Genomic DNA, 25,717 nt, shown 5'->3' on the forward strand with positions numbered 1-25,717 from the left:
GTCACGCCCCACGCGGCGGGGATCACCGGCCAACGGGACGAACAACACGAATTCGGGCCCGGCGCACGCGCCGGGCCCGAATTGGTGGGACGTGGTCAGGCCACGCCCAGGTACGCCTCCTTGACCGCCGGGTCGGTCAGGAGTTCCTGTCCGGAACCCTCCTTGACGATCCGGCCGGTCTCCAACACGTAACCGCGGTGGGCCCGGGAGAGCGCCTGCTGCGCGTTCTGCTCCACCAACAGGATCGTGGTGCCCTGCTCGTTGATCCGCGTGATGATCTCGAAGATCTGCTGGATCAACTTGGGCGCCAGACCCATCGAGGGCTCGTCGAGCAGGAGCAACCGGGGCCGGGTCATCATGGCCCGACCGACCGCCAGCATCTGCTGCTCACCGCCGGAGAGCGTGCCGCCAGGCTGCTTGCGCCGCTCGAGCAGCCGGGGGAAGAGGCCGTACACCATCTCCAGGTCCTCGGCGATGCCCGCCTTGTCCCGTCGGGTGTAGGCACCCATCTCCAGGTTCTCGTGCACCGTCATGCCGGGGAAGACCCCCCGACCCTCCGGCGACTGCCCGATCCCACGGATCACCCGCAGGTCGGCGCGCATCTTGGTGACATCGGTACCGTCGAACCGGATCGAACCGGCGGCAACCGGACGCAGACCGGAGATGGCCCGCATCGTGGTCGTCTTGCCGGCACCGTTCGCCCCGATCAGGGCCACGATCTCGCCCTCGGCGACGGTCAGGCTGATGCCGTGCAGCGCCTGGATCCGGCCGTACAGCAGGGTCAGGTTGTCGATCTCAAGCAGCATCTTCCGACACCCCCAGGTAAGCCGCGATCACCTTCGGGTCGTCGCGGACCTCGGCCGGCGTACCCTCGGCGATCTTCTGACCGAACTCCAGCACCACGATCCGGTCGGTGACGCCCATGACGAGCCGCATGTCGTGCTCGATGAGCAGCACCGTGACGCCACGGTCCCGGATCTTGCGGATCAACTGGAGCAGGGCCTCCTTCTCCGCCGGGTTGAAGCCGGCAGCCGGCTCGTCCAGGCAGAGCAGGGTCGGATCGGTGGCCAGCGCGCGGGCGATCTCCAACCGGCGCTGGTCACCGTAGGAGAGGTTGCGGGCCAGGTTCTCCGTGTGGCTGTTCACCCCGACGAAGTCGAGCAGCTCACGAGCCTTCTCCTTGCCCTGCTTCTCCTCCCGCCAGTGCCGGGGCAGCCGCAGCAGCGCGCTGGGCACGCTGGTCCTGTGGTGCGCGTCCGCGCCCACCTGCACGTTCTCCAGCACGGTCATCTCGGGGAAGAGACGAATGTTCTGGAACGTACGGGCGACACCCAACTTGGTGATCTTGAAGCGCTTCTGCCCGCTGAGCTTGCGGCCCTGGAACCGGATCTCGCCCTCGGTCGGGGTGTAGACCCCGGTCATGGCGTTGAAGCAGGTGGTCTTCCCGGCGCCGTTCGGACCGATCAGGCCGAGGATCTCCCCCTTGTAGAGGGTGAAGTTCACCTGGTTCAGCGCCACCACCCCACCGAAGCGCAGCGTGACGTTGTCCACCTCGAGCAGTGGCTCACGGCCGGCCGGCGGTACCGCCGGCCCCGGGGTCTCCTCGCGCGGCGAGGGGATCTGTGCTGTCGGCCCGTGCGCGGCCTCGGCGCCAACGCCGGACTCCGGCGGGGAACCCACCTCGACCCGGGCGTCCGGGGCGAGATCACGCTCGCTGGTCACATCCCGCTCACTGCCCATCTGCGGCTCACTCAACGACCGCCACCTCCTTCTGCCGGTCCTTGAGCTCGGCGGCCCGCCGCCGGTTCGGCCACAGACCCTGCGGCCGGAAGATCATCACCACGATGAGAAGCACACCGAAGATGAAGTAACGCAGCGACGTGGGGCTCACGTCGTAGTCCCGACCGGCGATGCTGACCACCTCGGGCAGACCGAAGACGTCCCCGACCGAGCGTAGCCACTCCGGAATGTAGATCACCAGGAAGCCACCGAGGATCGCGCCACCGATGCTGCCGGCACCACCGAGCAGCACGGCCGCCAGCACCAGGATCGAGTTCTCGAGCGAGAAGGTGGAGGAGTTGACGAAGGTCGCCTGCCCCGCCCAGAGCGAGCCGGAGAGACCACCGACCGCCGCGCCGATCGCGAACGCCCAGAGCTTGAACCGGAAGGTCGGCACACCCATGATCTCGGCCGCGTCCTCATCCTCCCGGATCGCGACCCAGGCCCGACCGACCCGGCTCCGGGAGAGGTTGCGGATCAGGAACACGGCGATGATGATCACGGTGAGGAGCAGCCAGTAGTACGGCTTGAACTCGAAACCGAAGATCGGGGAGCCGTCCGACCACTTGCCGGGGGGATGCGCCACCGAGGGGATGCCCCGGTCACCGTTGAGCACCCAGTCCTGGTTCTTCGCCACGATCCGGATCATCTCGGCGAAGCCGAGTGTCACGATCGCCAGGTAGTCACCGCGCAGCCGCAGCGTCGGGGCGCCGAGCAGCACCCCGGACAGGAGCGCCAACGCGATCGCGATCGGCACCGTGACCAGCCACGGCCACGGGCTCTCCAGCCAGTTGTACTCGGTGATGAGCTTGCTCTCCGGCGAGGTGAGCAGGGCGACGGTGTAGGCGCCGACCGCGAAGAAGCCGAAGAAACCGAGGTCGAGCAAGCCGGCGTAACCGACCACCACGTTCAGGCCGAGCGACAACAGCACGATCCAGGCACAGTAGAAGAGCACCGCGGCCATGTCGTTGCTGGTGGTGTAGAGCGGAATCCACACACCCGGGATGTTCAGGTACTCGTAGAACCACTTGTTCGGCAGGATGTAGAGGAAGGCCACGAAGACCAGCAGCCCTGCGATCCGGACCGGCTTCGGCAGTGAGTCGAGCGTGTGGCCGACGCGGCTGGTGGCCTCGTGCCACCGGGTTCGGAAGTCGGTCATGCCCGCGCCCTTCCCAACGACTCACCGAGCAGGCCGGTCGGCCGGAACATCAGCAGGGTGATCAGCACGACGAAGGAGATCAGGTCGCGCCACTGCGAGCCGAAGACCGCCGAGCCGTAGTTCTCCACCAGCCCGAGCAGCACACCGCCGATAGCGGCGCCGCGCAGGTTGCCGATACCACCGAGCACCGCGGCGGCGAACGCCTTGAGCCCGAGCAGGAAGCCGATGTTGTACCGGGTGTTTCCGCTCTTCATGTCACTGAAGACCGCGGCCACACCGGCCATCAGACCACCCAGGACGAAGACCAGGGCGATCACCCGGCTCTTGTTGACGCCCATCAGCGCGGCGGTGTTGGCATCCTGGGCCACCGCCCGGATACCCCGGCCGAACCGGGTCCTGTTCACGAAGAAGTCCAGGCCGACCATCATCAGGATGGCCACGCTCAGGGTGAGCAGCTGAACCGGGGTGACGTGGAATCCGCCGATGGTGATCACCGGGTCGGTGGGGAGCAGTCGCGGCGCACCGATCTGACGCCGCTGGGTCAGCGCCCCCATCAGCTCCATCAGGGCGTACGAGGCGCCGATGGCGGTGATGAGGAAGGCCAGTGGCGGTGCGTTGCGCCGCCGCAGTGGGCGATAGGCCGTCACCTCGATCAGGAGGGCGGTACCGCCGGAGAGGGCCGCGGCCGCGACAATCGCGACCACGATCAGCAGCAGCGCCTTCGTCACCGAGGGTCCGTCGCTGTTACTGTTCAGGCCGAAGAAGCCCCAGGTCCACACGGCGGCGAAGGTGCCGATCATGAAGACCTCGGAGTGCGCGAAGTTGATGAGGCGAAGGACGCCGTACACAAGGGTGTAGCCGAGGGCGATGAGAGCGTAGATCGCGCCCTGGACCAGCCCTGTCGTTGTCAGTTCCGGGAATCCCCGGAAGAGTTCTGCAAAGTCCACCAAAGCTCCGAGGGGTTGCGTGATACGGGTGTGGCCGGCCATGACGCCGGCCACACCAGCACTATTCGTATTTGTTACGCACCGATCCGGTTCGCGCCTGGCGCCCGATCGGGTCAGCCCTTCGGGATCTCCAGATCCGGTGCCCAGGCACCGTTGGTGGCCTTGAACGCCCACACCTTCACCTGAGCGGGGTCAAGCTCGCCGTTCGCCTCCCACTTGTAGGTCACGCCGGAGGCGGCGCCAGCCTTGTTGTAGGTGCCGAGGAAGGCCTGGATGTCGGCGCGGGTGGTCTTGCCGGCCTTGATCGCCTCAAGGTAGATGTTGGCGAGGTCGTACGACACGTCGGCGTAGACGCCCGGGTCGACACCGTTGAACTTCGCCTTGAAGTCGGTCACGAAGGTGCCCTTGGCCGCGGTGGCCGGGCCACACGGGCAGGTGGAGATGGTGCCCTCGACGTCCTTCTGACCGGTCACCGACAGCATGTTCGCGTCGTTGATGCCGTCGCCGCCGATGAACGTACCGGTCCAGCCGTTGGCGCGGAGCTGCTTGAGGAACGGCGCCGCCTCCTCGGTGTAACCCGCGTAGAACAGCACGGTCGCGCCACTGGTCTTGACGCTGGAGATCTGCGCGCCGAACTCCTGCGCGTTGTCGACCACCTTGTCGGTCTTGACGACCAGCGGGCCGAGCACCTTCTTCGCCTCGTCGGCGAGACCGGCGCCGTACGCGGACTGGTCGTCGATGACGAAGACCTTCTCCGCCTTGATAACGCTCTTGATGTAGTTGGCGATCGCCGGGCCCTGCGAGAAGTCGTTACCCACGCCACGGTGGAAGACCTTCCAGCCCTTGGTGCTCAGGCTCGGACGGGTCGCCGACGGGGTGATGCTCGGCAGGGTGGCCTGCTCGAAGATGGGCAGCGCGACCTCGGACTCACCCGAGAACGCCGGCCCGACCATTCCCACGATCTTCGTGTCGGCGGCCGCGCTGGTGGCCAGACCACCAGCCAGGTCGGCCTTACCCTGCGAGTCGAACGGGGCCACCGTCACCTGGCAGTCCGCGTTCGCCTTGTTGTACTGCTCGACGGCAAGGTCGACACCCTGCTTCATCGGCGTCACGAGCCCGGCATCCGCACCGGACAGCGCACCGAAGAAACCGATCTTGAGGTCGCACGCCTGGCTCCCGGAGCCGGTGCCCGAACCCTCGTCCTGCTTGCACGCGGTAGCGCCACCAACTAGCAGCGCCGCCATGGCGACACCGCCGAGGACGCGTACGAAGTTTTGCCTCAAGGCTGAAACCCCTCCTCCATCCACGAGTCCGGTGCCGCGGGCAGATGAGCCACGACAGCGCCGAACGAGACCGTTCACCCGGTCTGGCGGGGGACGTTATCCCACCAGCCAGACATGCCGGTAGGTCTAGCTGCCCGCTTTCACTCAACCGTTACGTAGCGTGGCAAGGTTTGCGCTCTGTTGTTATAGATGCGAGCTTCCGCAAGAAGATCAGAATGTCGATGAAAGCCGCGCCTGCCAGGCACGGGACTCTCGGCCATCATCGGTAACCATCACTACCTGCCCGGACGTCGCGGCGATCGATGCCGCCGTGTCGCCGCCCGCCGGCACGGCAACCGGCAGCGCCACCGGAGACCACCGGTCGGCGGTCGCATCCGACATCCACAGTCGGTGACCCTCTGCCGCGACCGTGGCCGCGAGAACCCGGTCGCCGTACGTCGCGACCGCCTCCACCCCGGCGATCATCCCGGCGCCCGCGACGCCGAATCCGGCGGCGGCCCGCCAACCCTCGCCGGCTGCCCCGTCGGGAACCGCCGGCCCGCCCCCGGCCGTCGGGTCCGCCAGGCGCCAGGTGCCGAATGTGGCACCCCGCGAACCCAGGGCCAGCACCACGTCGCCCACCCGGAGCAGCCGGTGGACGGCCTCGTCGGAACCGCTGGCGGGTAGGGAGATCCGGTCCCAGGTCAGCCCGTCGGGCGACCACCAGACGAACGGGTCATGGTCAGGTCGCCCGGGCGCCCGTCCGCTGCCACCGACCAGCCAGCCGTCGGCGACCGCGAGCGCGTCCGTCGCCGAGGTACGCAGTTCGACGTCGCTGGCCAGCCGGGGTGCGTTCTCGACGAGTTGGAAGTCGGCGCCGTCCGGTGACCGCCAGACCGCGGCCCCGCTCTCCCGTCCGCCGGCGATCAGCCACCCGTCCGGTCCACCGGCGACCCGACTGACGTTGACCGCCGCCGGGCCGCCGTACAGTTCGAACGCGGCCGACACCTCGACCAGCGCGCCATCCGGCAACTGCCGCCAGGTCCGCACCCTCGGGTTACCGTGCGCGCCACCCGCCTTGGCGCCGATCACCGCGATCCGGCCGTGCCGGCAGCCGACCGCGTAGAGGATCGCCCGCTCGCCGTAGTAGCTACTCGGCACGAGCCGTACGGCGCTCCAGTTCCGGGCGTCGGCGCTCGTCCAGGCGGCAGGTCGGGTGGCACCGTCGATTCCGCCGATTGCGCCGACCACATACCAGCGGCCGGCACAGGTCACCGCGTCTCGGAGCATCGGCCGACCGTCCGGTCCGGCCGGCATCGGCAGCGTCACCGCCCGCCAGTCCGGTCGAACCTGGTGCTGCGCCTGGTCAGCGGCGGGGCGCTCGCAACCGGCGATCAGCAGGACCGACGCGACGAGCCCCGCGACGAACCGCCGACCGATGGGCATGTGCCGATCCTAGGGGCGCTCCACAGACGACGAAGGGGGCCAATTCTCCGCCACTGGCCCCTTCGTCTCCGCCGATCGTGGACCTGTTTTCCGCCGGTCGCGCCACCGGTTCCGCCGGTGCGACCGCCCCGACGTCCCGGTGAGCCGGCCCCGACGGCTCAGGTTCAGCTCGCCTCGGTCGGCTCCGCGCCGGTCCCCTCGGCCAGGATCCGCTCGGCCACCTCACGCATGGTCATCCGGTGGTCCATCGCGGTGCGTTGGATCCACTTGAACGCCTGCGGCTCGGTCATGCCGTACGTCGTCATCAGCGCGCCCTTGGCCCGCTCCACGGTCTTGCGGATCTCCAGGCGGTCGGTCAGCCCGGCCACCTCGGACTCGAGTGCGGCGATCTCGGAGTACCGGGACAGCGCGATCTCGATCGCCGGCACCAGGTCACTCTTCTGGAACGGCTTCACCAGGTACGCCATCGCACCCGCCGCCCGCGCCCGCTCGACCAGGTCGCGCTGACTGAACGCGGTGAGGATGACCACCGGTGCGATCCGGCCACCGGCGATCCGCTCGGCCGCCGCCAGCCCATCCATGATGGGCATCTTGATGTCGAGGATGACGAGGTCGGGCTTGAGTTCCTCGGCCAGGCGCACCGCGGTCTCCCCGTCACCCGCCTCCCCCACCACGTCGTAGCCCTCTTCGACCAGCATCTCGGCGAGATCCAGCCGGATGAGCGCCTCATCCTCGGCGATCAGCACCCGCCTACGCTCGATACCCGCCTGCGTGTCGGCCACGAACCTCTACCCCCAGCGCTCTTGTCCGACACCCGCCCGGCCGGGTGTCGCCGTCATCAGCGTAGTGGGTACCCTAGACCCGGCCTACTCATCAGGTCCGTGGTTGCGTCCCCGTATTCCAACCGGTAGAGAAACGGAGCTCAAACCTCCGACAGTGTGGGTTCGAATCCCACCGGGGGCACGTCAAGTAACCGCAAACGCGGAGCGTGGTCGCGCGACCACTCCCGGCAGGGAGCGTCGCGTAAACCCGGCAACACGATCTTCGGAAGGCGCCACCCGGCAACTCGGGTGGCGCCTTTTCTGATGTTGGATCGGTGGCTTGTCCGGAACCCGACACGCCACCGCGACCCGCCTCGCCGGCCGAGCCGCGGGCTGCGCGTACGGGCGGAGACCATCCGGGGCTGCTAGAGTGGCTGCCGATTGTTCGGGTACATGCAAGTGGTCGGGAACAAAGGGGACCAGACATGGCGGGTGACGTCGACATCTCCGGGTAAAACCGGACATGTTAGGCCATCGGCGGGCGCGTACAGCGCAGCCGCGATGGCCATGGCGTTCTTCCCTCCCTCTGTTTCCCGCTGCGCGGCTCTGCCGCGCGCCCACATCACACCCAAGGGCTTCGCATGTCCGATTCGTTCGTTGTCTGCTCGAACCTCTCCTTCTCCTGGCCGGACGACACACCGGTCTTCCAGGACCTCTCCTTCACCGTCGGCGCCGGTCGCACCGGCCTCGTCGCGCCGAACGGCGCAGGCAAGAGCACACTGCTCAAGCTGATCGCCGGTGAACTGAAACCCACCGCCGGAAGCATCTCCGTCAACGGGGTCCTCGGATACCTCCCCCAGACCCTGCCCCTGATCGGTGACCTGACCGTGGCCGAGGTGCTGGGCATCGCCCCGGTCCTCCAAGCCCTGAACGCGATCGAGTCCGGGGACGCGAGCGAGGAACACTTCACCACCATCGGCAACGACTGGGACATCGAGGAACGCACCAACGCGCAACTCGACCGGCTCGGGCTCGGGGACGTTTCGCTCACCCGACACCTGCACACCCTCAGCGGTGGCCAGGTCATCTCCCTCGGCCTGGCGGCACAACTGCTGAAGCAGCCCGATGTCCTGCTGCTCGACGAACCCACCAACAACCTCGACCTCGACGCGCGACACAAGCTCTACGGCGTGATCGAGGACTGGAACGGCTGTCTGCTGCTGGTCAGCCACGACCGCGCCCTGCTCGACCGGATGGACCGGATCGCCGAACTCGACCGGGGCGAACTCCGCCTCTACGGCGGGAACTTCACCGAGTACGAAGAGACGCGGGAGGCGATGCGGGAGGTCGCCGAGAAGAACGTGCGCAACGCCGAGCAGGAGGTCAAACGGGAGAAGCGGGAGATGCAGCAGGCGCGTGAGCGGGCCGAGCGCCGAGCCAGCAACGCCTCCAGGAACCTGAAGAACGCCGGCCTGCCGAGGATCTTCGCCGGGACGATGAAACGGGGCGCCCAGGAGTCGGCGGGCAAGGCGAGCCAGACGCACGCCGCGCGGGTCAACGACGCGAAGGCCCGGCTCGACGAGGCCGGCCGCGCCCTGCGCGAGGAGCAGAGGATCTCGCTGGAACTGCCCGGGACCAAGGTCCCCTCCGGACGCACCCTCCTGCACGGGGAACGGATGCAGGTCCGGTACGGCGAGCGGGCCCTCTTCGCCACTGCGGGTGCCGACCTGATCATCCGGGGGCCGGAACGGATCGCCCTGACCGGTCCCAACGGCGCCGGCAAGTCGACCCTGCTGCGCGTGATCAACGGCGATCTCGAACCGTCCAGTGGCGAGATCACCCGGGCCGAGGGCCGGGTCGCGTACCTGTCCCAACGGCTGGACCTGCTCGACCTCGACCGGACCGTGATGGAGAACCTGGCCGCGTCCGCGCCCACCATGCCGGAGGCGCAGCGGATGAATCTGCTCGCCCGCTTCCTGTTCCGGGGCTCCCGGATCCACCTGCCGGTCGGGGTGCTCTCCGGCGGCGAACGGCTGCGCGCCACCCTGGCCTGTGTCCTGTTCGCCGAACCGGCGCCCCAGCTGCTGCTGCTCGACGAACCGACCAACAACCTCGACCTGGTCAGCGTCAGTCAGCTGGAGGGCGCGCTCGACGCCTACGAGGGCGCGTTCGTGGTGGTCAGCCACGACGAACGGTTCCTCGCGGAGATCCGGGTGCAACGGTGGCTCCGGCTCGACGACGGCCGCCTGCTGGAGACCGGGCCGCCCGAGAGCGCCTGAGCCGGGGTACGGGAGGGCCCGGACGCGTCCGGGCCCTCCCACCCGGCACCCTTTCCTCCGTACGCGGCGCGTCCCGGACCGGTCAGCCGGTGGCGTCCCGGACCAGGATCGCCGCCTGGACCCGGTTGGCGAGCCCGAGCTTGGCGAGCGAGCGGCTGACGTGCGCCTTGACCGTCGCCTCGGTCAGCGACAGTTCGGCACCGATCCCCGCGTTGGACAGGCCACGGGCGAGTGCCTCGATCACGTCGCGTTCCCGGCCGGTGAGGAGGGCGAGCCGTTCCCGGGCCCGCTGTGCCACCGCCGGGCCGCGTTCCACGAAGGAGCTGAGCAGGCGCATGGTGACCGTCGGAGCGAGCATGGCGTGGCCGGCGTGCACCGTACGGACGGCGGCGGCGAGCTCGGTCGGCGGAGTGTCCTTGAGCAGGAACCCCACCGCACCGGCCCGGAGCGCCTGGTGGACGTACTCGTCCAGGTCGAAGGTGGTCAACATGATCACCTTCGGCGGGTTCGGAACGGCACCGATCCGGGCCGCGGCGGTGAGCCCGTCCATCCCCGGCATCCGTACATCCATCAGCACCACCTCGGGCCCGAGCCGGGTCACCACGTCGACCGCCTCGGCCCCGTCCCGCGCCTCCCCGACCACCACGATGTCCCCGGCGGCCTCGAGGATCAACCGCAGGCCCGACCGGACCAGATGTTCGTCGTCGACCACCAGCACCCTGATCACGCCGGCACCCCCCGTCCCGGGTACGGGATCCGGGCGCGGACGGTGAACCCGCCGTCCGGCTCGCCACCGGTCTCCAGCCGCCCGTCGAGCAACTCCACCCGCTCGCGGAGCCCGACCAGGCCGAGCCCGGCGCCGGGCAGCCCCTCGGCCACCGTGGTCGGCGCCGTGTTCCGTACGGACACCTCGAGACTGTCCGGCAGGTAACGCAGGTGGACGTCGGTGACCCCGTCCCGGGCATACTTGTGGACGTTGGTCAGCGCCTCCTGCACCACCCGGTACGCGGCGTGTTCCACCGTCACCGGCAGGGGTTGGGGCGTTCCGTCGTCATGTCGGGTGACCGCGACACCCGCGCCCCGCGACTCCTCCAGCAGCCGGTCGAGGTCGGCGAGCGCCGGCTGCGGTACGAGACCCGCCCCGACGGTCCACTCCGACCGCAGTACGCCGAGCACGTCCCGCAGGTTCGCCAGGGCCTCACGGCCGGTCGACCGGATCAGGGCCGCCGTCTCGACCGTACCGGCGTCGGTGGCACTGACCTCCAGCGCGCCCGCGTGCAGCACCATGAGTGAGACCCGGTGCGCGACCACGTCGTGCATCTCCCGGGCGATCCGGTTGCGCTCCTCGGCGCGGACCCGATCGGTCCGGGCCTGCTGCTCCCGTTCGAGCTGGTCGGCCCGCTCACGCAGGGCGGTGAGGGTCTGCCTGCGGGCGTCCACCAAGAGTCCGACGATCAGCGGCAGACCGATGTGCATCAGGCACATCATCAGGAAGTTGGCCGGCGTGGCCGTGTTGAGGTAGCGGTCACCACCGACGGCGACACCGACCGGGATGGACGCGACCATGACCATGCCGGCGCCGAGCAGGTAGCCGCCGAGCTGCCCGGGACGGCGCTGGTTCGTACCGGCGTAGTAGGAGGCGACGGCGAGGGCCGGCCACATGACGACGGCGATCCAGGCGACCGCCGCCACGGCGTACAGCGGCCAAAGCCGTACCCGGGCGTGGGCGGCGGCGAGGGCGCAGGCACCGGCCAGCACGGCGATCACGGGCTCGGGCCAGGACGACCGGACCCCGAGGCCGCCGCTGGCCGACAGCCAGGAGCCGATCAGGACGGTGACGCCGAGCAGGCCCGGAACCAGCCGGCGGAGGTCGCCGACGTCTCGGAGACGGCCTGGAAGCGGGAGCGTCGGCGGGTGTGGGATCACCACCCCAGGGTAGGTGCGGCCCGGCCGTGCGACCGGCGCCGATCGTCGCGGCGACCCCTTACCTAAGTAGGGGGTGCGGGCCGACCCTGGGCAGATGCGCGCACCAGGGCGGGTGGCCGAGGCTCGGGTCATGACCGACATGTGGACCAGCCGGCCGGCGGCGGGCAGCCGATGATGGACGCCGTCCTCGAACTGCTCACCCGGACCATGACCTCGCCGTGGGTGTATCTGGCGATCTTCGCGATCGCCGTGGTCGACGGGTTCTTCCCGGTCGTACCGAGTGAGACGGCGGTGATCACCGCCGGGGTGTTCGCCGCGACCGGTGGGCCGGACCTGCTGCTGGTGATGGCCGTCGCCGCCACCGGCGCGTTTGTCGGCGACCACGTCTCGTACCTCATCGGCCGGACCGGTGGCAGCCGGGTGACCGGACGGCTGCGACCCGGCGGCCGCCGGTACGCCGCGTACACCTGGGCCCGCGCGGCGCTGCTGGACCGGGGCGGCCTGGCCCTGATCGTCGCCCGGTACGTGCCCGGCGGTCGGACCGCGATCACCGTGACCATGGGCACGGTCGGCTACCCGCGCCGCCGGTTCCATCTCTTCGACGCCGTCGCCGCCTGCTCCTGGGCGCTCTACTCGGCCCTGGTCGGTTACCTCGGTGGGGTGGCCTTCGAGCACGACCCGATCCGGGGCCTGCTGCTCGGGCTCGGCATCGCCTTCACCGTCACGGTCGCGGTCGAGGCGGTCCGGTACCTCCGCCGCCGGTCCGGCCCACGGCCGGCGCCGGGCGCGACCGCGGCCGTCCACGCCGGCGCGGCAGCGGGACGGGGCCCGGGACCGGCCCCCGACTAGGGTCGACCCGGCTCGAACCCGGCGGTACGTCACCGCCGGCCACCTGGTCGCCAGCGGCGGTCGCCGGCCCGGACCGGGCCGGGTGTCACGGCTTGCGGGCCAGCCCGGACCAGTAGTACGCGGCGTTCGGGTCGACCGGCGGCTCACCGTCGGGACGCCAGGCCATCACCGGTACGACTCCCGGCTCGACCAGTTCCCAGTCGCCGAAGAAGCGGGTCACGTCGTCGCGCACCCGGGGCACCAGGGTCATCCCGCCCTGGCCGGCGGCGGCCGCGACGCCGGCCATCGCCTCCGGGTCGAACTCCTGGCCGGGGTGGGTGATCGCGACGTAGCTGCCGGAGGGCAGCGCGTCCAGCAGGGTGGCGACCTTCTCCCAGGGGTCGTCGGCGTCGGCGACCAGCATCAGGATCGCGATCAGCAGCAGACCCACCGGCTGCTCGAGGTCGAGCGTCGCGGTCAGCTCCGGGTCGGCCAGGATCCTGCCCGGGTCACGCATGTCGGCGTCGAGGTAGACGGTCTGCCCCTCGGTGCCGCTGACCATCAGCGCCCGCGCGTGCGTCAGCACGATCGGATCGTGGTCCACGTACGCCACCCGGGTCTGCGGCGCGATCACCTGCGCGATCTCGTGCACGTTCGGCCTGGTCGGGATGCCGGTGCCGAGGTCGAGGAACTGCCGGATGCCGGCCGACCCGGTCAGGTAGCGGACCACCCGGTGCATGAAGGCCCGGTTCTCCCGGGCCATGGTACGGATGCTCGGGATGGCGGCGACGAACGCGTCGCCCATCGCCCGGTCGGCGGCGAAGTTGTCCTTGCCGCCGATCCAGTAGTCGTACATCCGCGCGGAGTGCGCCACGCTGGTGTCGATCCCCGCCGGCGCCCACTCGCCATCCACGTTCCCGACACCCGACGGCTGTGACACCGCTACCCCCACAGATCGTGAAACCTTTTCGGCACGCACACCTTAGCGACATCCGTCACCGTGCCGGGGCATCCGTCGACACGGCCGCGCCGTCCGGTCCGGATCGGTCAGGCCAGGGCCACCCGGCCCTGGTGCTCGTCGCGCGGAAGCTCGCCGTCGGCGACCGCGACGATCTCCAGGTGCTCCAGTGTGACCTGCCCCGAGAGCACCGTGCTGAACGCGATGTCGGCGGCGTCGCGACCCGTGGCGATCCGCACCATGCTCTGCCGGGGTGCCAGCCGGGTCGCGTCCCAGAGCTGCCATTGGCCGTCGAGTTCGGTCTCCACCACGGCGTGGAAGTCCATTGGCGACAGGCCGGGCGCGTAGACGGCGGCGACCCGCGCGGGTACGTCGACGGCCCGGCAGAGGGCGGCGACCACGTGCGCGAAGTCGCGACAGACCCCCTCCCCGGCAAGCAGCGTGTCCACCGCGTCGGTGGTCGGACCACTGCTGCCGGAGGCGTACGCGAGGTTCTCCCAGACGTACTCCCGGATTGCCCGTACCCGCTGGTCCGCCGTTGACTCGCCGCCGAAGTGGCTGCGGGCGAAGCCGGCGAGCCGGTCCGAGGGGCAGTACCGGCTCGGCCGCAGCGCCTCCACCCGTTCCGCGTCACCGACCGGGGCGGGCGTGACGCCGCGCGCCGTGCTTGTCGCCTGGTAGGTGACGGTCAGGGTGCCCGGCCGTAGCCGGATCAGGTGCGAGCGGCCACCCACCGCCGTGGCGATCTCATCGGCGCTGACCGGCACCTCGTTGTTGACGATCTCCAGTCGCTCGCCCAGCACCGCGCCGGGCGGGCGGGCGACCGCGATCTGGAGCACCACGCTGGCCGGGGTGGCCACCTCCATGACGAGCGTGCCACCGACCTGGACGGTTTCCGGATGTGTCTGCGCCTGATTCATCGTTGGTACGTCCCGTCCTCGTCTGGCGACAGTGTGCGGGCCTGGCGCCGCCGACCGGGTACGCGACGTCGTTGCCGTCCCGCCACCTCTTCCGGCGGACGCGGGCCCGAGCCGGCGCCGTGGAGTCCGACCGGGATCGATTATCACCGTTCCCGATGCCATCCGCCCGGCCCGGCGCAGGCTCGCCGGCTGCCGTCCACCCGGCGCGTCGGGGTCGGTGCTGGTGCAGCCGGGTCAGCCGGACGTGGCCCGGGAGTAGAGTGAGGGTCACCGTCGCGGAGTCCGGCGGCGGACCAACCTGACGATGATCCAGACCCGACGATGATCCGGACCCGTAGCCGGAATTCGAGGATCAGCACTGAGCGGGTCGGTGGGCCGGGCGCCCAGCCAATTCTCTTTCGACCGACCCGGTCCTGCGCACGCACCGCACCCGATCTCAGACGGAGAACGGGAGACCTCGCATCCGGTTACGGCCTCTCCGTGGTGAGCGGGACCAGGACGGCAACGGTGACATCCGGCCATCGGACCGGCGTACGACCGACAGGATCTCGACCGACCAGGTATGGAGTAGGACATGGAAATCGACAGGCACAAGATCCTGGACGCACTTCGACGTCGCGGGCAGCATCACCGGGCCGACTGGGTGGAAAAGGAGTTGCCCGAGCGGGTCGACACCGTCCGCAACTCCGGCCTGCTCTCGATGCTCAACCTCGACCCGGCCGAGTTCGCCGACCAGCCGAACAGGTGACGGCGACCCGCCGATCGTAGGCACTAAACAATCGTTGACTCATCTCAACGATTTCTCTATGGTGACGAACGCGCTTCCCAACCCCCCACACTCCATGGAGCACGCGTGTCCGTCGCCTACGTCGCCCTCGCGATCCTGCTCAGCGTCATGCTGCTGGGCTCGGCCCAGGGCAAGCTGACCAAAAACGAAAAGGTCGTACAGGGGCTCAGCGCCGCGAACGTCCCGCTGAACTGGTACCCACCGCTGGCCACCATCGAGATCATCGGCGCGGCCGGTCTGCTCATCGGAATCTTCATCGGCCCCCTCGGCGTCGCCGCCGCCGCCGGCGTCACGCTCTACTTCGTCGGTGCGGTCATCGCGCACCTGCGTGCCGGCGACACCTCGGGCGTCGCCGCGCCCGCGACGATCCTGCTGATCGCCGTCGCCACCCTCGTCGTACGGATCCTCTCGCTCTGACGCCGCCGCCCGTCGGCGCCCGCCGTACGAACCCGGGCTCTCCGCCGTCCGCCCGGTCCGCACCCACGCGGACCGGGCCGACGAGCAGCGGTCGGGTCAGAAGTCGCCCTTCGGGTCGAGGTACTGTGCCGCGTTCTCCTTGGTGACCCGTGGCGACGGGACCACGGTGTCCTTCTCCGTCGTGGCGCCACCCAGGATCTCCACCGCCCGGTCGAGCCCCAGACTGCCGATGATGTCCGCGTCGTTCAAGCCGGTGACCAGGTAGTTCGTGCCGTCGAGAATGGCCTTCAACGCCTCCGCCTGACCGTCGACCCCGGCGATGATGATCTGCTTGTCCCTGCCGGCGTCCGCGATGGCCCGCTGCGCGCCCAGGCACATCGCGTCGTTCTCGCAGAAGACGGCGGCCAGGTCGGCGTGGGTGGCGAGCAGGCTCTCCATCACGGTCAGCCCGCCGTCCGACCCCCAGTTGCCGAAGTCCGGCGCCTCGACCAGGGTGATGCCCGGCTTGCCGGTGAGGACGGACTTCACCCCGTCGGTCCGGGCCAACCCGATGCTGTTGTCGGCCGGGCCGCCCTTGATGATGGCGACCTTGCCGCCGCCGGGCAGTTTCTCCGCGAGGAACTCGCCGTTCTGCACCCCGATCGCCTTGTTGTCCGGGCCGATCCAGCTCGTGTACTCACCGGTCTGGAACTTCCGGTCGACCAGCACCACCGGCTTGCCCGCCGCCTTGATCGCATTCAACGCCGCGGGTGCCGACTCCAGCGGCCCGCCGGAGATGATGACGGCGTCGACGTTCTTGCTGAGCAGATCCTCGACGTTCGCGGCGAGCTTGGCCGCGTCCCCGTTCGCGTCGGTGCTGACGACCTCGACGTTCCCCTTCTTCTTGGCCTGGGCCGCGATGGCCTTGTCCATGCCGCTGAAGTAGGGACCGCTGAGCATGAAGTTGGCGACACCGATCGTGTAGGAGCCGTCGCCGCCGGACCCACCCGACCCGCCGGAGTCGGAGCAGGCGGTCAGGCCGAGGGCGAGGGTTCCGGCGACCAGCAGTCGACTGAACTTTTTCGCGTACATGCCAACATCTCCCGGGTGTGGTGGTGGACAGGGCGCCTTACGGGACGGGACGGCGGGTCCGGGGCGGCGCGGTTCAGGTGCGTACCCGGTTCACCCGCTGGACCAGGATCACCGCGATGATGATCAGTCCCTTGAGAACCTGCTGCCAGAAGCTCTGTACGCCGTACAGGTTCAGCAGGTTGTTGATCAGAGCGAGGACGAGGACCCCGCCGAGGGTCGCCTTCGCCGTACCGCGACCGCCGGCCAGACTCGCCCCGCCGATCACACACGCGGCGATCGCGTCCAGTTCGAACGCGACCCCGACGCTCGGCTGGGCGATGCCCACCCGACTGGCCAGGATCACCCCGGCCAGCCCGGCACAGGCGCCGCTGATGGTGTACGCGAGGACCACGTGCCGGCGTACGTTGATGCCGGCGAGCCGTACCGTCTCCGGGTTGCCGCCGATCGCGATGATCGACCTGCCCGCCGGGGTGCGGGACAGGAACACCCCGCCGGCGCCGAAGACCACCAGCATGATCACCGTGGTCAGCGGGATCGGTCCCACCATCGCCGATCCGAGGGTGAAGAACGCCGGGTCGTCCGGTGCGATCGGCACGTCGGAGTAGACGAAGGCCAGCCCCCGGACGGTGGTCAGCGCGGCCAGCGTCACCACGAACGGCGCCAACTCGAACCGGGCCACCAGAACACCGTTGACCAGTCCGAACCCGATACCGGCGGCGATTCCGACCGCCATCGCCAGCGGGATCGGCAGCCCGGACACCAGGCCCGCGGTGACGATGCCGGCGAAGGCGACCACCGACCCGACGGAGAGGTCGATGCCACCGGTCAGGATCACCACCAGCATGCCGAAGGCGAGCAGCCCGGTGGTGACCATCTGCTTGAGCAGGTTGGTGAGATTGGTCGGGGTGAAGAACGTCTCGGAGGTTGCCGCGGCGACCACGAGCAGGAGTACGACGAGGGTGCCGAGCGCCGCCTCGACCGTACGGTCGCGGCCGTTGAGCACCAGGCGCAACGGTCGCCGGCCGCCGCCCCCGGTCCTCTCCGGCCCGGTGCTGGTGAGCTGCCCGGTCATGTCCGCTCCTCGATCGCGTAGGCGAGTACCTCGTCCTCGGTGCTCCGGTCGGCGGGCAGGTCAGCGGTGAGCCGCCCCTGCCGCATCACCAGCACCCGGTCCGACGCGCCGAGCACCTCGGTCAGGTCGGAGGAGATGAGCAGCACGCTCAACCCGGACCGGGCCAGGTCGTCGATGATGCGGTAGATCTCCACCCGGGTCGCCATGTCGACCCCCCGCGTCGGCTCGTCGAGGATGAGCACCCGTGGCTCGACCAGCAGCCATTTGGCCAGCACCGCCTTCTGCTGGTTACCGCCGCTGAGCTGGACCACCGGCATCGACGCGCAACGCGCCGGCTGGATGCCGAGCCGCTCGACCATGGTGCTGACCTGGCCGCGCTGGCGGCTCCGGTCGATCAGGCCGCCCCTGGTGTCGCGGCGCAGGGTGGTGAGGGCAATGTTGTCCCGTACGGTCAGGCCGAGGACCAGGCCGGTGCGTTTGCGGTCCTCGGTGACCAGCGCCAGCCCGGCCGCGATCGCCTCGGCGGGGCTGCGGAAGTCGCCGCCACCGCCCGCGACGCGGACCTCGCCGGCCGCCGCCCGGACGGCGCCGAAGACGCACCGGGCCAGTTCGCTGCGGCCGGAGCCGACCAGGCCGAACAGGCCGACGACCTCCCCCGCGTGCAGGGTGAACGAGACATCGCGGAACTCGTTCGGCCGGCGCAGCCCGGTGACGGTGAGCCGGGGCGCGCCCGGGGCGCCACGCCGGTCCGGGTAGATCTGCGCCAGCCGGCGGCCGGCCATCAGCCGGATCAGCTCGTCCTCGGTGGTCTCGGCGGGCGTGGTGGTGCCGACCACCCGACCGTCCTTGACCACCACGATCGAGGTGGCCAGGTCGAGCACCTCGGCCAGCCGGTGCGAGACGTAGACGACCAGCACACCCCGGTCGGTCAGCCGCCGGACCAGAGCGAAGAGCGAGTCCAGGTCGCTGCCGGCCAGGACCGCGGAGGGTTCGTCGAGCACCAGCACCCGGGGGTCGCCGACCAGCGCCTTGGCAATCTCCACCATCTGCTGCCGGGCCACCGAGAGCCGGCCGGCGACGGTACGGGGGTTGATCGCGCCGAAGCCGATCGTGGTGAGCAGCGCCGCCGCCCGCCGGTGCGCGGCGGCCCAGTCGATCAGGCCGGCGCGGCGCGGGAAGTTGCCCATCAACAGGTTCTCGGTGACCGACAGTTCGGGCACCAGGCTGAGTTCCTGGTGGACGGTACGGATGCCGTGGGCGTGCGCGTCGTGCGGCGAGCGGGGCTCGATCCGTTTTCCGTCCAGCCACATCTCGCCCGCGCTCATCCGCTCGGCGCCGGCCAGGATCTTGATCAGGGTCGACTTGCCGGCGCCGTTCGCGCCGACCACGGCGAGCACCTCCCCCGGGCGCCCGACCAGGTCGACCCCGTGCAGCACCTCGACACCGCCGTAGTCCTTGTGTACGCCGCGCAGTTCGAGGCTCATTCGAACGCCTCCATCACCACGATCGTCTTCTGCCGGGTGAAGCCGAGCGCCGTGTCGTGCAGCCCCTCGCGGTAGCCGCCGGTCTCCTTGGTGCCGCCGAACGGCAGGTTCTCGGCCCGTACCGCGGTCGAGCCGTTGATCAGGACCCCGCCGACGTCGAGCCGGCGGGCGATGGTGAAGGCGCGCGAGATGTCCCGGGTGAAGACCGCCGCGTGCAGCCCGTACGGCGACTCGTTCGCCATCGTGACCGCCTCGGACGGATCGGCGAACCGGGCCACCGGCGCGACCGGACCGAAGATCTCCGCGGCCAGCGCGGGGCTGTCGGCCGGCACGTCGACCAGGACGGTCGGGTCGACGAAGGCACCACGCCGGTCGCCCCCCGCGACGAGCCGGGCGCCGTCGTCGACGAGCTGGCCGACCGCCTGTTCGACCCGCCGCGCCGCCGTCTCACTGATCAGCGGCCCCACGTCGGTCCGCTCGACCAGTTGGTCGCCGACGGCGAGCTCGGCGGTCTGCGCGAGCAGCGACGCCACGAACGCGTCGTGTACGCCGTCCTGCACGTAGACCCGTTTCACCGCGCAGCAGATCTGCCCGTTGCCCCGGGCCAGCCGACCGAGCACCACCGCCCGGGCGGCCTGCTCGACGTCGGCGTCGTCACAGACGATCAGCGCGTCGTTGCCGCCGAGTTCCAGGAAGACCTTCTTCAGGGTGGTGGCGGCGTGCTGGGCGATGGCCCGCCCGGCGGCGGTGCTGCCGGTGAGGCTGACCGCGGCGATGCCGGGCAGTTCGGCGAGGAGTTCGGAGACGCGTACCCCGCCGGTGACAAGTTGGTGCGCGTGCCGGGGGGCACCCGCGAGCTCCACCAGTTCGGCGATCCGGACCAGGGCGAGCGGGCAGCGGGCGGGCGGTTGGACCAGCACCGCGTTGCCGGCGGCGAGCGCGGCCGCCGCCTTGTGCGCGTACAGCTCGACCGGGTAGTTGAACGGGACCAGCGCCGCCACCACGCCGAGGGGTTCGCGCATGGTCACCGCCAGGTGCCGTTCCAGCCCGGGTACGGCGTCGAGCGGGATCTGCCGGCCGAAGAGTCGGGTCGCCTCGCCGGCGTGCCCGCGGAAGATCCGGATCGCGGCGTCCACCTCGCCCCGGGTCTGTGTCAGTGGCTTGCCGTTCTCGGCCGCGAGCAGCCGGGCGAGGCTCTCCCGCTCCTGCTCGACGAGGTCGGCGATCCGCCCGAGCAACGCCGCCCGCTCGTACGCGGGCAGTGCGGCCATCGCCCGCTGCCCCGCCTGGGCGGCTTCGACCGCCGCGATCACCTGGTCCTCGCCGGCCGCCTCGACGTCGCCAAGGTGGGCGCCGGTGCCGGGATTGTGCACGTTGATGACGGAAGACGTGACGGCGGGCATCCGTTTCACTCCTTGGCTGGTCAGCTGGTGGGTTCGCTCGGTCGCGGGGGTTTCGTGGGCGCCGGACGCGGCGCTCGGTGTGGTGTTCCGGACCCGGTCGACCACGTCGGGGTGGTGGTGCCGGAAACGCGCCGGCCACGGCGGTCCGGATATCCGAGTCGGCGCCCGATATTGACCGCCATTGCCAGCGCGGCCGGCGCCAGCCGGTGACAGTCGTCAATGCTGAACCGGTGTGCCGGGGCGGAGACACTGAACGCACCGACCGGCTCCCCGGCGACACTCATGATCGGCAGGCCGAAACAGCGCACGCCCTCCTCGTTCTCCTCGTCGTCGATGGCGAACCCCCGGGTCCGGACGAGGTCGAGTTCGGCGAGCAGGGCCGCACCGGTGAGGGTCCGGCCGGTACGCGCGGGCAGCCCAGCGGCGAGGATCTCCGCCCGGCGCCGCTCGTCCAGTACGGCGAGCACGGCCTTTCCCATCGCGGTGCTGTGCATGGCGACCCGGCTGCCGATCCGGGAGACCAACCGGACGGACTTGGCGCTCTCCACCTTGTCCACGTAGACGATCCGGTTGCCGACCGGGACGCCGAGGTGCACGGTCTCTCCGCTCAACTCGACCAGGTCGACCAGGTAGGGCCGGGCGGCGGCGCGCAGACCGTCCTCGTCGAGGTACTGCCCGGCGAGCGCGATCAGGGTCACGCCGAGGTGGAAGGCGCCGGCCGGATCCCGTTCGAGGACGCCGAGTTCCAGTAGCGAGGTGGTGTACCGGTGGGTGGTGCTCACCGCGATTCCGGCCTCGGCGGCGAGTTCACCCAGGGTCAGACCGGCGCCCCCGGCCTCCGAGACCGCACCGATCAGTTCGAATGCCTTATCGACGCTCGACGATTTTCGTCCGCTCCTCATTCGAGTTACTCGAATCCATTTCCATCGAGTTCCAGATAACGGCGATGTTTACACCGTGAAACAAACCTGTCAACCTTCTGGAGCCAGATACATCGGAGGTATCTGGGGAAAGACAAGATCACCAAAACACCGGATGGCGTTCAATCGCCTGGCAGCACGCCGTTTCAGCGCCAAGGATCCGGGACGGTCCAGCCGTGCGACCATCGCTCCGATGAGCAACCGCACCAGACATCCAATGTCTCTACCATTTCGCACATACCTTGATCAATGCGATAAGCGGCTCGCCGGCACCTACCGGCGAGGCTGGAGACCGCCGGCCCCGGAGGTCGTACCAAGCGGTAGGGTCGGATCATGACGAGTGAGGAGCAGGAGCGACCCCAGGCCGACGAGGACTGGGACCGCTTCGTCGACGGGCAACTCGCCGAGCTGGGGATCAGTCGCGACGAGCTGGCCCGCCAGGCCGCCCGGGGCGAGTTCGAGTCGGCCTCGGCCCAGCACCTCTGGACCCTGATCAGCTGACCCGGGCAGGGCCGACCGGTGGGCATAATCACCCGATCCCCCCGAGCGGAACAAACTGGGCGGGCCGGACGTTGATCGCCCGTGTGATCGACGTACCCCTGTCAGTTCTTGACCTTGCACCGGTCGCCGCCGGAACCACCGCCGGCCAGGCCCTGCGGCACACCACCGAGCTGGCCCGACGGACAGAAGAGCTGGGCTACCAGCGCTTCTGGGTGGCCGAACACCACAACATGCCGGCGATCGCGTCCTCCGCGCCGCCCGTGGTGATCGCCCACCTGGCCGCCGCCACCTCGACCATCCGGGTCGGCTCCGGCGGGGTGATGCTGCCCAACCACGCCCCACTGGTGGTCGCCGAGCAGTTCGGCACCCTGGAGGCGCTGCACCCCGGCCGAATCGACCTGGGTATCGGCCGGGCACCCGGCACCGACCAGGTCACCGCCCTGGCGTTGCGCCGGACCATGGACGGGCTCTCCGCCGAGAACTTCCCCCAGGAGCTCGCCGACCTGGTCAACTACTTCACCGGGGAACGCCCCGGTCCGATCACCGCCAGCCCCGGCAAGGGTGACATGCCGGCCGTCTGGCTGCTCGGTTCGAGCGGCTTCAGCGCCCAGCTCGCCGGAATGCTCGGCCTGCCGTTCTCCTTCGCGCACCACTTCAGCTCCACCAACACCCTCCCCGCGCTGGCCCTCTACCGGCAGCACTTCCGACCGTCGCAGTGGCTCAAGGAGCCGTACGCGATGGTCGCGGTGAACGCGATCTGCGCCGACACCGACGAGCAGGCGCAGTGGCTCGCCGGCCCGGCCGGACTCTCCTTCCTCAAGCTGCGCTCCGGCCGGCCGGAGCCGTTGGCTACCCCGGAGGAGGCCGCCGCCTACCCGTACACGGAGATCGAGCGGCAGTTCACCCGGGACCGGATGCACGGTCAGGCGATGGGCAGCCCGGAGACGGTCCGCCGGCAGCTCTCCGCGCTGCTGGAACAGACCCAGGCCGACGAACTCATGCTGACCGCGATGGTCTACGACATCGAGGCGCGGGTACGTTCGTTCGAACTGATCGCCGAACACGTCGCGGGCGGGTTGCGCCGCGAACACTGACTCGGAGTGCGCTCCGTCCTCGATCAGCCGTGAAACAGGATCTTCACGTGGCCGTCACCGATACGCCCCGTAGCCCCGCCTAGTCTCAATACCGGTGGTGGTTCGACATGCGCGGTCGGGACGGGTCGCGTCATGTCGCGGTGTGTGTCGTACCGGGCCGGGTGGGGTGGGCCCCTACCCGGCCCGGTACGACTGGGCCCGCCGGTACGGACTCAGCGAAGGTAGATGTTCGGCGCGGACGGCGTCGCCATCCCGTCACCGATGAAGAAACTCGGATGCGGCGGCTGGTTGTAGGCGGTGTTCTGCCAGGCGACCGCCACCCGGTACTGCGGATCGTGCATCAGTGTCGTGATCCGGGTGCTGGTCGGCGTCGGCGTGCTGTAGATCCGTAGCGCGGCACTGTCGCTGGTCCGCCAGATCACCTCCTCCCGCCAGTCGCCGAGGATGTCGGCCGAGAGCGCGGGCGTGGACTTGGTGCCGTTGTTCGAGGCCACCCCGCTGCCGGTGAGCAGCCGGGTGTCGCCGCCGGTGCCGTACTTGTCGATCCGGGTGGCGTCGAGCAGCTCACGCACCGGATCCCCGTCCCACCAGGCCAGGAAGTTGATCGACGAGGGCTTGCGGCCGACGTTCGCGCCGCTCGGGCCGCGCAGCCCGTCGACCGCCGCCGACCACGCCTCGGCACCCGCGCTGCCGGCGTAGATGTCACCGGCCACGCCCCGACCGTTGTCCCCACCCGGGGCGGTGGACCAGTGGACCTGCCCGGTACGGGCGTTGGCGAACCAGGACGACGGCTTGCTCGCATCCTCGCTGACCTTGAAGTACTCCAACCCGGAGCGGCCCGGATCGAAGTCACCGACATGTCCGGCGTCGCCGTGACCGTGCCCTGTGTTCCAGAGGGCGGTCCCGTTGTCGTTGACGCACATCGCACCGAAGAGAATCTCGTCCCGGCCGTCCGCGTCCACGTCGGCGACGGCCAGGCTGTGGTTGCCCTGGCCGGCGTACTGGCTGCCGGCGGAGTTGGAGTCGAACGTCCAGCGCCGGGTCAGGCTGCCGTCGCGGAAGTCCCAGGCCACGATCACCGTACGGGTATAGTAGCCCCGGGACATGATCAGAGACGGCCGCTGCCCGTCCAGGTAGGCGGTGCCGGCGAGGAACCGGTCGACCCGGTTGCCGTAGTTGTCACCCCACGACGAGACCGTGCCCCGGGCCGGCAGGTAGTCCACGGTGGAGGCGACCGCACCGGTCCGACCGTCGAACATGGTCAGGAACTCCGGCCCGGCGAGGATGTAGCCGCTCGAGTTGCGGTGGTCGGCCGAGGACGAGCCGATCACCTGCCCGGTGCCGGAACGGGTGCCGTCGGCGGTCTTCATCGCCACCTCGGCGTCGCCGTCACCGTCGTAGTCGTACACCTGGAACTGGGTGTAGTGCGCGCCCGCCCGGATGTTGCGCCCCAGGTCGATCCGCCACAGCCGGCTCCCGGTCAGGGTGTACGCGTCAACGTAGACGCTGCCGGTGTAGCCGGACTGCGAGTTGTCCTTGGCGTTGGACGGATCCCACTTCAGCACGATCTCGTACCGGCCGTCGCCGTCCAGGTCACCGACGGAGGCGTCGTTGGCCGAGTAGGTGTACGCCTCACCGGAGGGCGTGGTGCCGCCCGGTGGCACCTGGAGCCGTACGTCCAGGTAGCCGTTGGCGAACTGGAGCGCCGGTGCCGAGGCGGCCTGCTCGGCGCCGTTCACCACCGCCCGTACCGTGTACGCCGCGCCGGCCGGGGCACCGTTGTCGAGGTGGTTCGTGGCACCGGTGATCGGCGCGGCGTTCACCCGGGTGGTGCCCCGGTAGAGGTTGAACGCCACACCCGACCCCTCGGTGCCGAGCAGCCGCCAGGAGACCAGGTTGGCGCTGCCGGACCGGACACTGACCAGGCCCCGGTCCAGGTCCTCGGCCTGCTTCGCCCCGGCTGCCGGCGGGGCCGTCGTCGGCGGGGTGGTCGGGGTGGTGGGCGGCGGGTCGGTCGTCGGGGCCGGCGGGGTGGGCGTCGGTGTGTTCGTCGGCGGGCCGGTCGGTGGGCCGGTGGTCGGTGAGACGCCACCGGTGCAGGTGGTGCCGTTCACCGCGAAGCTCGCCGGCACCGGGTTGCTGGCGTTGTTCCAGGACCCGTTGAAGCCGAACGAGACCGTGCCGAGGGTGGCCACGGCACCGTTGTAGCCGACGTTCACGGCGCTGACCTGCGTACCGGACTGGCTCACCGTCGCGTTCCACGCCTGGGTCACCTGCTGACCGGCGGCGTACGACCAGGTGAGGTTCCAGGCGGTGAGCGGGTCGCCGAGGTTGGTCAGGGTGACGCTGGCGCCGAACCCGCCCTGCCACTGGTTGGTGACCTGGTAGTCGATCCGGCAGCCGGCCGCGGCGGCGGAGGCGACCACGGCGGTCATCGCACCGGTGGCGGCGAGCGTGCCGGCGGTGATGGCGGCGAGAAGTGCGGTACGGCGGGACGCGGAGCGCCCCGATCCGGTACCGGCGGCGGACACGATGCGTTGTCGTGAGCTGGGCATCTCTACTCCGGGGAGGACGGGGTGCGCGGCGGTGCGACGGTGTCGCCGGCCGCGACGGGCCGGACGGTCCCCGCCGGCTGCCCTGGCCGGCGGATCGCACACCACGCGGGACGGCCAAGGAATAAATCAGTTCAATGACCGCCGCGAC

Annotated in this window: 23 protein-coding genes and 1 tRNA gene; 7 read left to right on the forward strand and 17 right to left on the reverse strand. The window is 70.0% G+C overall.

All coding sequences use genetic code 11. From position 1 onward, the window contains the following. Positions 1–95 precede the first annotated feature (95 nt). The 7 genes from BDK92_RS06635 to BDK92_RS06665 form a co-directional block, all read right to left on the reverse strand. A complete protein-coding gene (locus BDK92_RS06635; RefSeq protein WP_121155567.1) occupies positions 96–806 on the reverse strand; it encodes an ABC transporter ATP-binding protein in 711 nt (236 codons plus the stop codon). Beyond that, positions 796–1,755: an ABC transporter ATP-binding protein gene (locus BDK92_RS06640; RefSeq protein ID WP_246016864.1), complete on the reverse strand. Its 960-nt coding sequence runs from the start codon at positions 1,753–1,755 to the stop codon at positions 796–798. The genes BDK92_RS06635 and BDK92_RS06640 overlap by 11 nt, the downstream gene beginning before the upstream one ends. Then, positions 1,748–2,938 carry a branched-chain amino acid ABC transporter permease gene (locus tag BDK92_RS06645; protein ID WP_121155570.1) on the reverse strand — a complete coding sequence of 397 codons (1,191 nt, stop codon included), beginning with the start codon at positions 2,936–2,938 and terminating at the stop codon, positions 1,748–1,750. Before BDK92_RS06645 ends, BDK92_RS06640 begins: the two co-directional genes overlap by 8 nt. Continuing rightward, complete coding sequence (locus tag BDK92_RS06650; RefSeq protein ID WP_121161739.1) at positions 2,935–3,885, reverse strand: branched-chain amino acid ABC transporter permease; 951 nt, start codon at positions 3,883–3,885, stop codon at positions 2,935–2,937. The genes BDK92_RS06645 and BDK92_RS06650 overlap by 4 nt, the downstream gene beginning before the upstream one ends. Before the next feature lie 113 nt (positions 3,886–3,998). Next, the gene (locus BDK92_RS06655; protein ID WP_121155572.1) at positions 3,999–5,168 is read right to left on the reverse strand and encodes a branched-chain amino acid ABC transporter substrate-binding protein; all 1,170 of its coding nucleotides are present in this window, start codon (positions 5,166–5,168) and stop codon (positions 3,999–4,001) included. Positions 5,169–5,378: 210 nt separating this feature from the next. After that, positions 5,379–6,593 (reverse strand): hypothetical protein, encoded by a 1,215-nt coding sequence (locus tag BDK92_RS06660; protein WP_121155574.1) that lies wholly within the window; start codon positions 6,591–6,593, stop codon positions 5,379–5,381. 164 nt (positions 6,594–6,757) lie between these two features. Next, complete coding sequence (locus tag BDK92_RS06665; RefSeq protein ID WP_121155576.1) at positions 6,758–7,375, reverse strand: ANTAR domain-containing response regulator; 618 nt, start codon at positions 7,373–7,375, stop codon at positions 6,758–6,760. A gap of 107 nt (positions 7,376–7,482) precedes the next feature. Between BDK92_RS06665 and BDK92_RS06670 the strand changes: the two genes are divergently transcribed. Then, positions 7,483–7,556 (forward strand) — tRNA-Leu (locus BDK92_RS06670). A gap of 439 nt (positions 7,557–7,995) precedes the next feature. Further along, the gene (gene abc-f / locus BDK92_RS06675; RefSeq protein ID WP_121155578.1) at positions 7,996–9,633 is read left to right on the forward strand and encodes a ribosomal protection-like ABC-F family protein; all 1,638 of its coding nucleotides are present in this window, start codon (positions 7,996–7,998) and stop codon (positions 9,631–9,633) included. An 82-nt stretch (positions 9,634–9,715) separates the two neighbouring features. On the opposite strand, the gene BDK92_RS06680 is transcribed toward abc-f, so the two are convergent. Both BDK92_RS06680 and BDK92_RS06685 read right to left on the reverse strand, forming a co-directional pair. Then, positions 9,716–10,360, reverse strand: a complete 645-nt coding sequence (locus BDK92_RS06680) for a response regulator (RefSeq protein WP_121155580.1) — start codon at positions 10,358–10,360, stop codon at positions 9,716–9,718. Further along, entirely contained in the window at positions 10,357–11,559 is a 1,203-nt protein-coding gene (locus BDK92_RS06685; protein ID WP_147456929.1) for a sensor histidine kinase, read from the reverse strand. Before BDK92_RS06685 ends, BDK92_RS06680 begins: the two co-directional genes overlap by 4 nt. Positions 11,560–11,733: 174 nt before the next feature. Between BDK92_RS06685 and BDK92_RS06690 the strand changes: the two genes are divergently transcribed. Beyond that, complete coding sequence (locus BDK92_RS06690; protein ID WP_121161741.1) at positions 11,734–12,408, forward strand: DedA family protein; 675 nt, start codon at positions 11,734–11,736, stop codon at positions 12,406–12,408. A gap of 85 nt (positions 12,409–12,493) precedes the next feature. On the opposite strand, the gene BDK92_RS06695 is transcribed toward BDK92_RS06690, so the two are convergent. Then, a complete protein-coding gene (locus tag BDK92_RS06695) occupies positions 12,494–13,300 on the reverse strand; it encodes an SAM-dependent methyltransferase (RefSeq protein ID WP_211349119.1) in 807 nt (268 codons plus the stop codon). A gap of 134 nt (positions 13,301–13,434) precedes the next feature. Further along, positions 13,435–14,265: a transglutaminase-like domain-containing protein gene (locus tag BDK92_RS06700; protein WP_121155586.1), complete on the reverse strand. Its 831-nt coding sequence runs from the start codon at positions 14,263–14,265 to the stop codon at positions 13,435–13,437. Positions 14,266–14,839: 574 nt separating this feature from the next. Between BDK92_RS06700 and BDK92_RS38865 the strand changes: the two genes are divergently transcribed. Beyond that, positions 14,840–15,013, forward strand: coding sequence for a hypothetical protein (locus BDK92_RS38865; RefSeq protein WP_170208516.1), 174 nt, complete (start codon positions 14,840–14,842; stop codon positions 15,011–15,013). Between the two features lie 105 nt (positions 15,014–15,118). Continuing rightward, the gene (locus tag BDK92_RS06705; protein WP_121155588.1) at positions 15,119–15,469 is read left to right on the forward strand and encodes a DoxX family protein; all 351 of its coding nucleotides are present in this window, start codon (positions 15,119–15,121) and stop codon (positions 15,467–15,469) included. Between the two features lie 96 nt (positions 15,470–15,565). Here BDK92_RS06705 and BDK92_RS06710 read toward each other — a convergent pair whose 3' ends face one another. The 5 genes from BDK92_RS06710 to BDK92_RS06730 form a co-directional block, all read right to left on the reverse strand. Beyond that, positions 15,566–16,540: a substrate-binding domain-containing protein gene (locus tag BDK92_RS06710; protein ID WP_121155590.1), complete on the reverse strand. Its 975-nt coding sequence runs from the start codon at positions 16,538–16,540 to the stop codon at positions 15,566–15,568. 73 nt (positions 16,541–16,613) lie between these two features. Continuing rightward, positions 16,614–17,612 (reverse strand): ABC transporter permease, encoded by a 999-nt coding sequence (locus tag BDK92_RS06715; protein ID WP_121155592.1) that lies wholly within the window; start codon positions 17,610–17,612, stop codon positions 16,614–16,616. Continuing rightward, the gene (locus BDK92_RS06720) at positions 17,609–19,096 is read right to left on the reverse strand and encodes a sugar ABC transporter ATP-binding protein (protein ID WP_121155593.1); all 1,488 of its coding nucleotides are present in this window, start codon (positions 19,094–19,096) and stop codon (positions 17,609–17,611) included. The genes BDK92_RS06715 and BDK92_RS06720 overlap by 4 nt, the downstream gene beginning before the upstream one ends. After that, positions 19,093–20,499 carry an aldehyde dehydrogenase family protein gene (locus BDK92_RS06725; RefSeq protein WP_121161743.1) on the reverse strand — a complete coding sequence of 469 codons (1,407 nt, stop codon included), beginning with the start codon at positions 20,497–20,499 and terminating at the stop codon, positions 19,093–19,095. The genes BDK92_RS06720 and BDK92_RS06725 overlap by 4 nt, the downstream gene beginning before the upstream one ends. A 20-nt stretch (positions 20,500–20,519) precedes the next feature. Then, positions 20,520–21,401, reverse strand: coding sequence for an IclR family transcriptional regulator (locus BDK92_RS06730; protein WP_121155595.1), 882 nt, complete (start codon positions 21,399–21,401; stop codon positions 20,520–20,522). 351 nt (positions 21,402–21,752) lie between these two features. Here BDK92_RS06730 and BDK92_RS38870 point away from each other — a divergent pair, with 351 nt between their 5' ends. Both BDK92_RS38870 and BDK92_RS06735 read left to right on the forward strand, forming a co-directional pair. Then, on the forward strand, positions 21,753–21,920 hold the full coding sequence (locus BDK92_RS38870; RefSeq protein WP_170208517.1) for a hypothetical protein: 168 nt from the start codon (positions 21,753–21,755) through the stop codon (positions 21,918–21,920). Positions 21,921–22,003: 83 nt separating this feature from the next. Further along, a complete protein-coding gene (locus BDK92_RS06735) occupies positions 22,004–23,014 on the forward strand; it encodes an LLM class flavin-dependent oxidoreductase (RefSeq protein ID WP_246016866.1) in 1,011 nt (336 codons plus the stop codon). A 212-nt stretch (positions 23,015–23,226) separates the two neighbouring features. Here BDK92_RS06735 and BDK92_RS06740 read toward each other — a convergent pair whose 3' ends face one another. Beyond that, a complete protein-coding gene (locus tag BDK92_RS06740) occupies positions 23,227–25,569 on the reverse strand; it encodes a rhamnogalacturonan lyase family protein (protein WP_121155599.1) in 2,343 nt (780 codons plus the stop codon). Positions 25,570–25,717 lie beyond the last annotated feature (148 nt).

The sequence above is a fragment of the Micromonospora pisi genome, from assembly GCF_003633685.1.
GTDB lineage: Bacteria > Actinomycetota > Actinomycetes > Mycobacteriales > Micromonosporaceae > Micromonospora_G > Micromonospora_G pisi.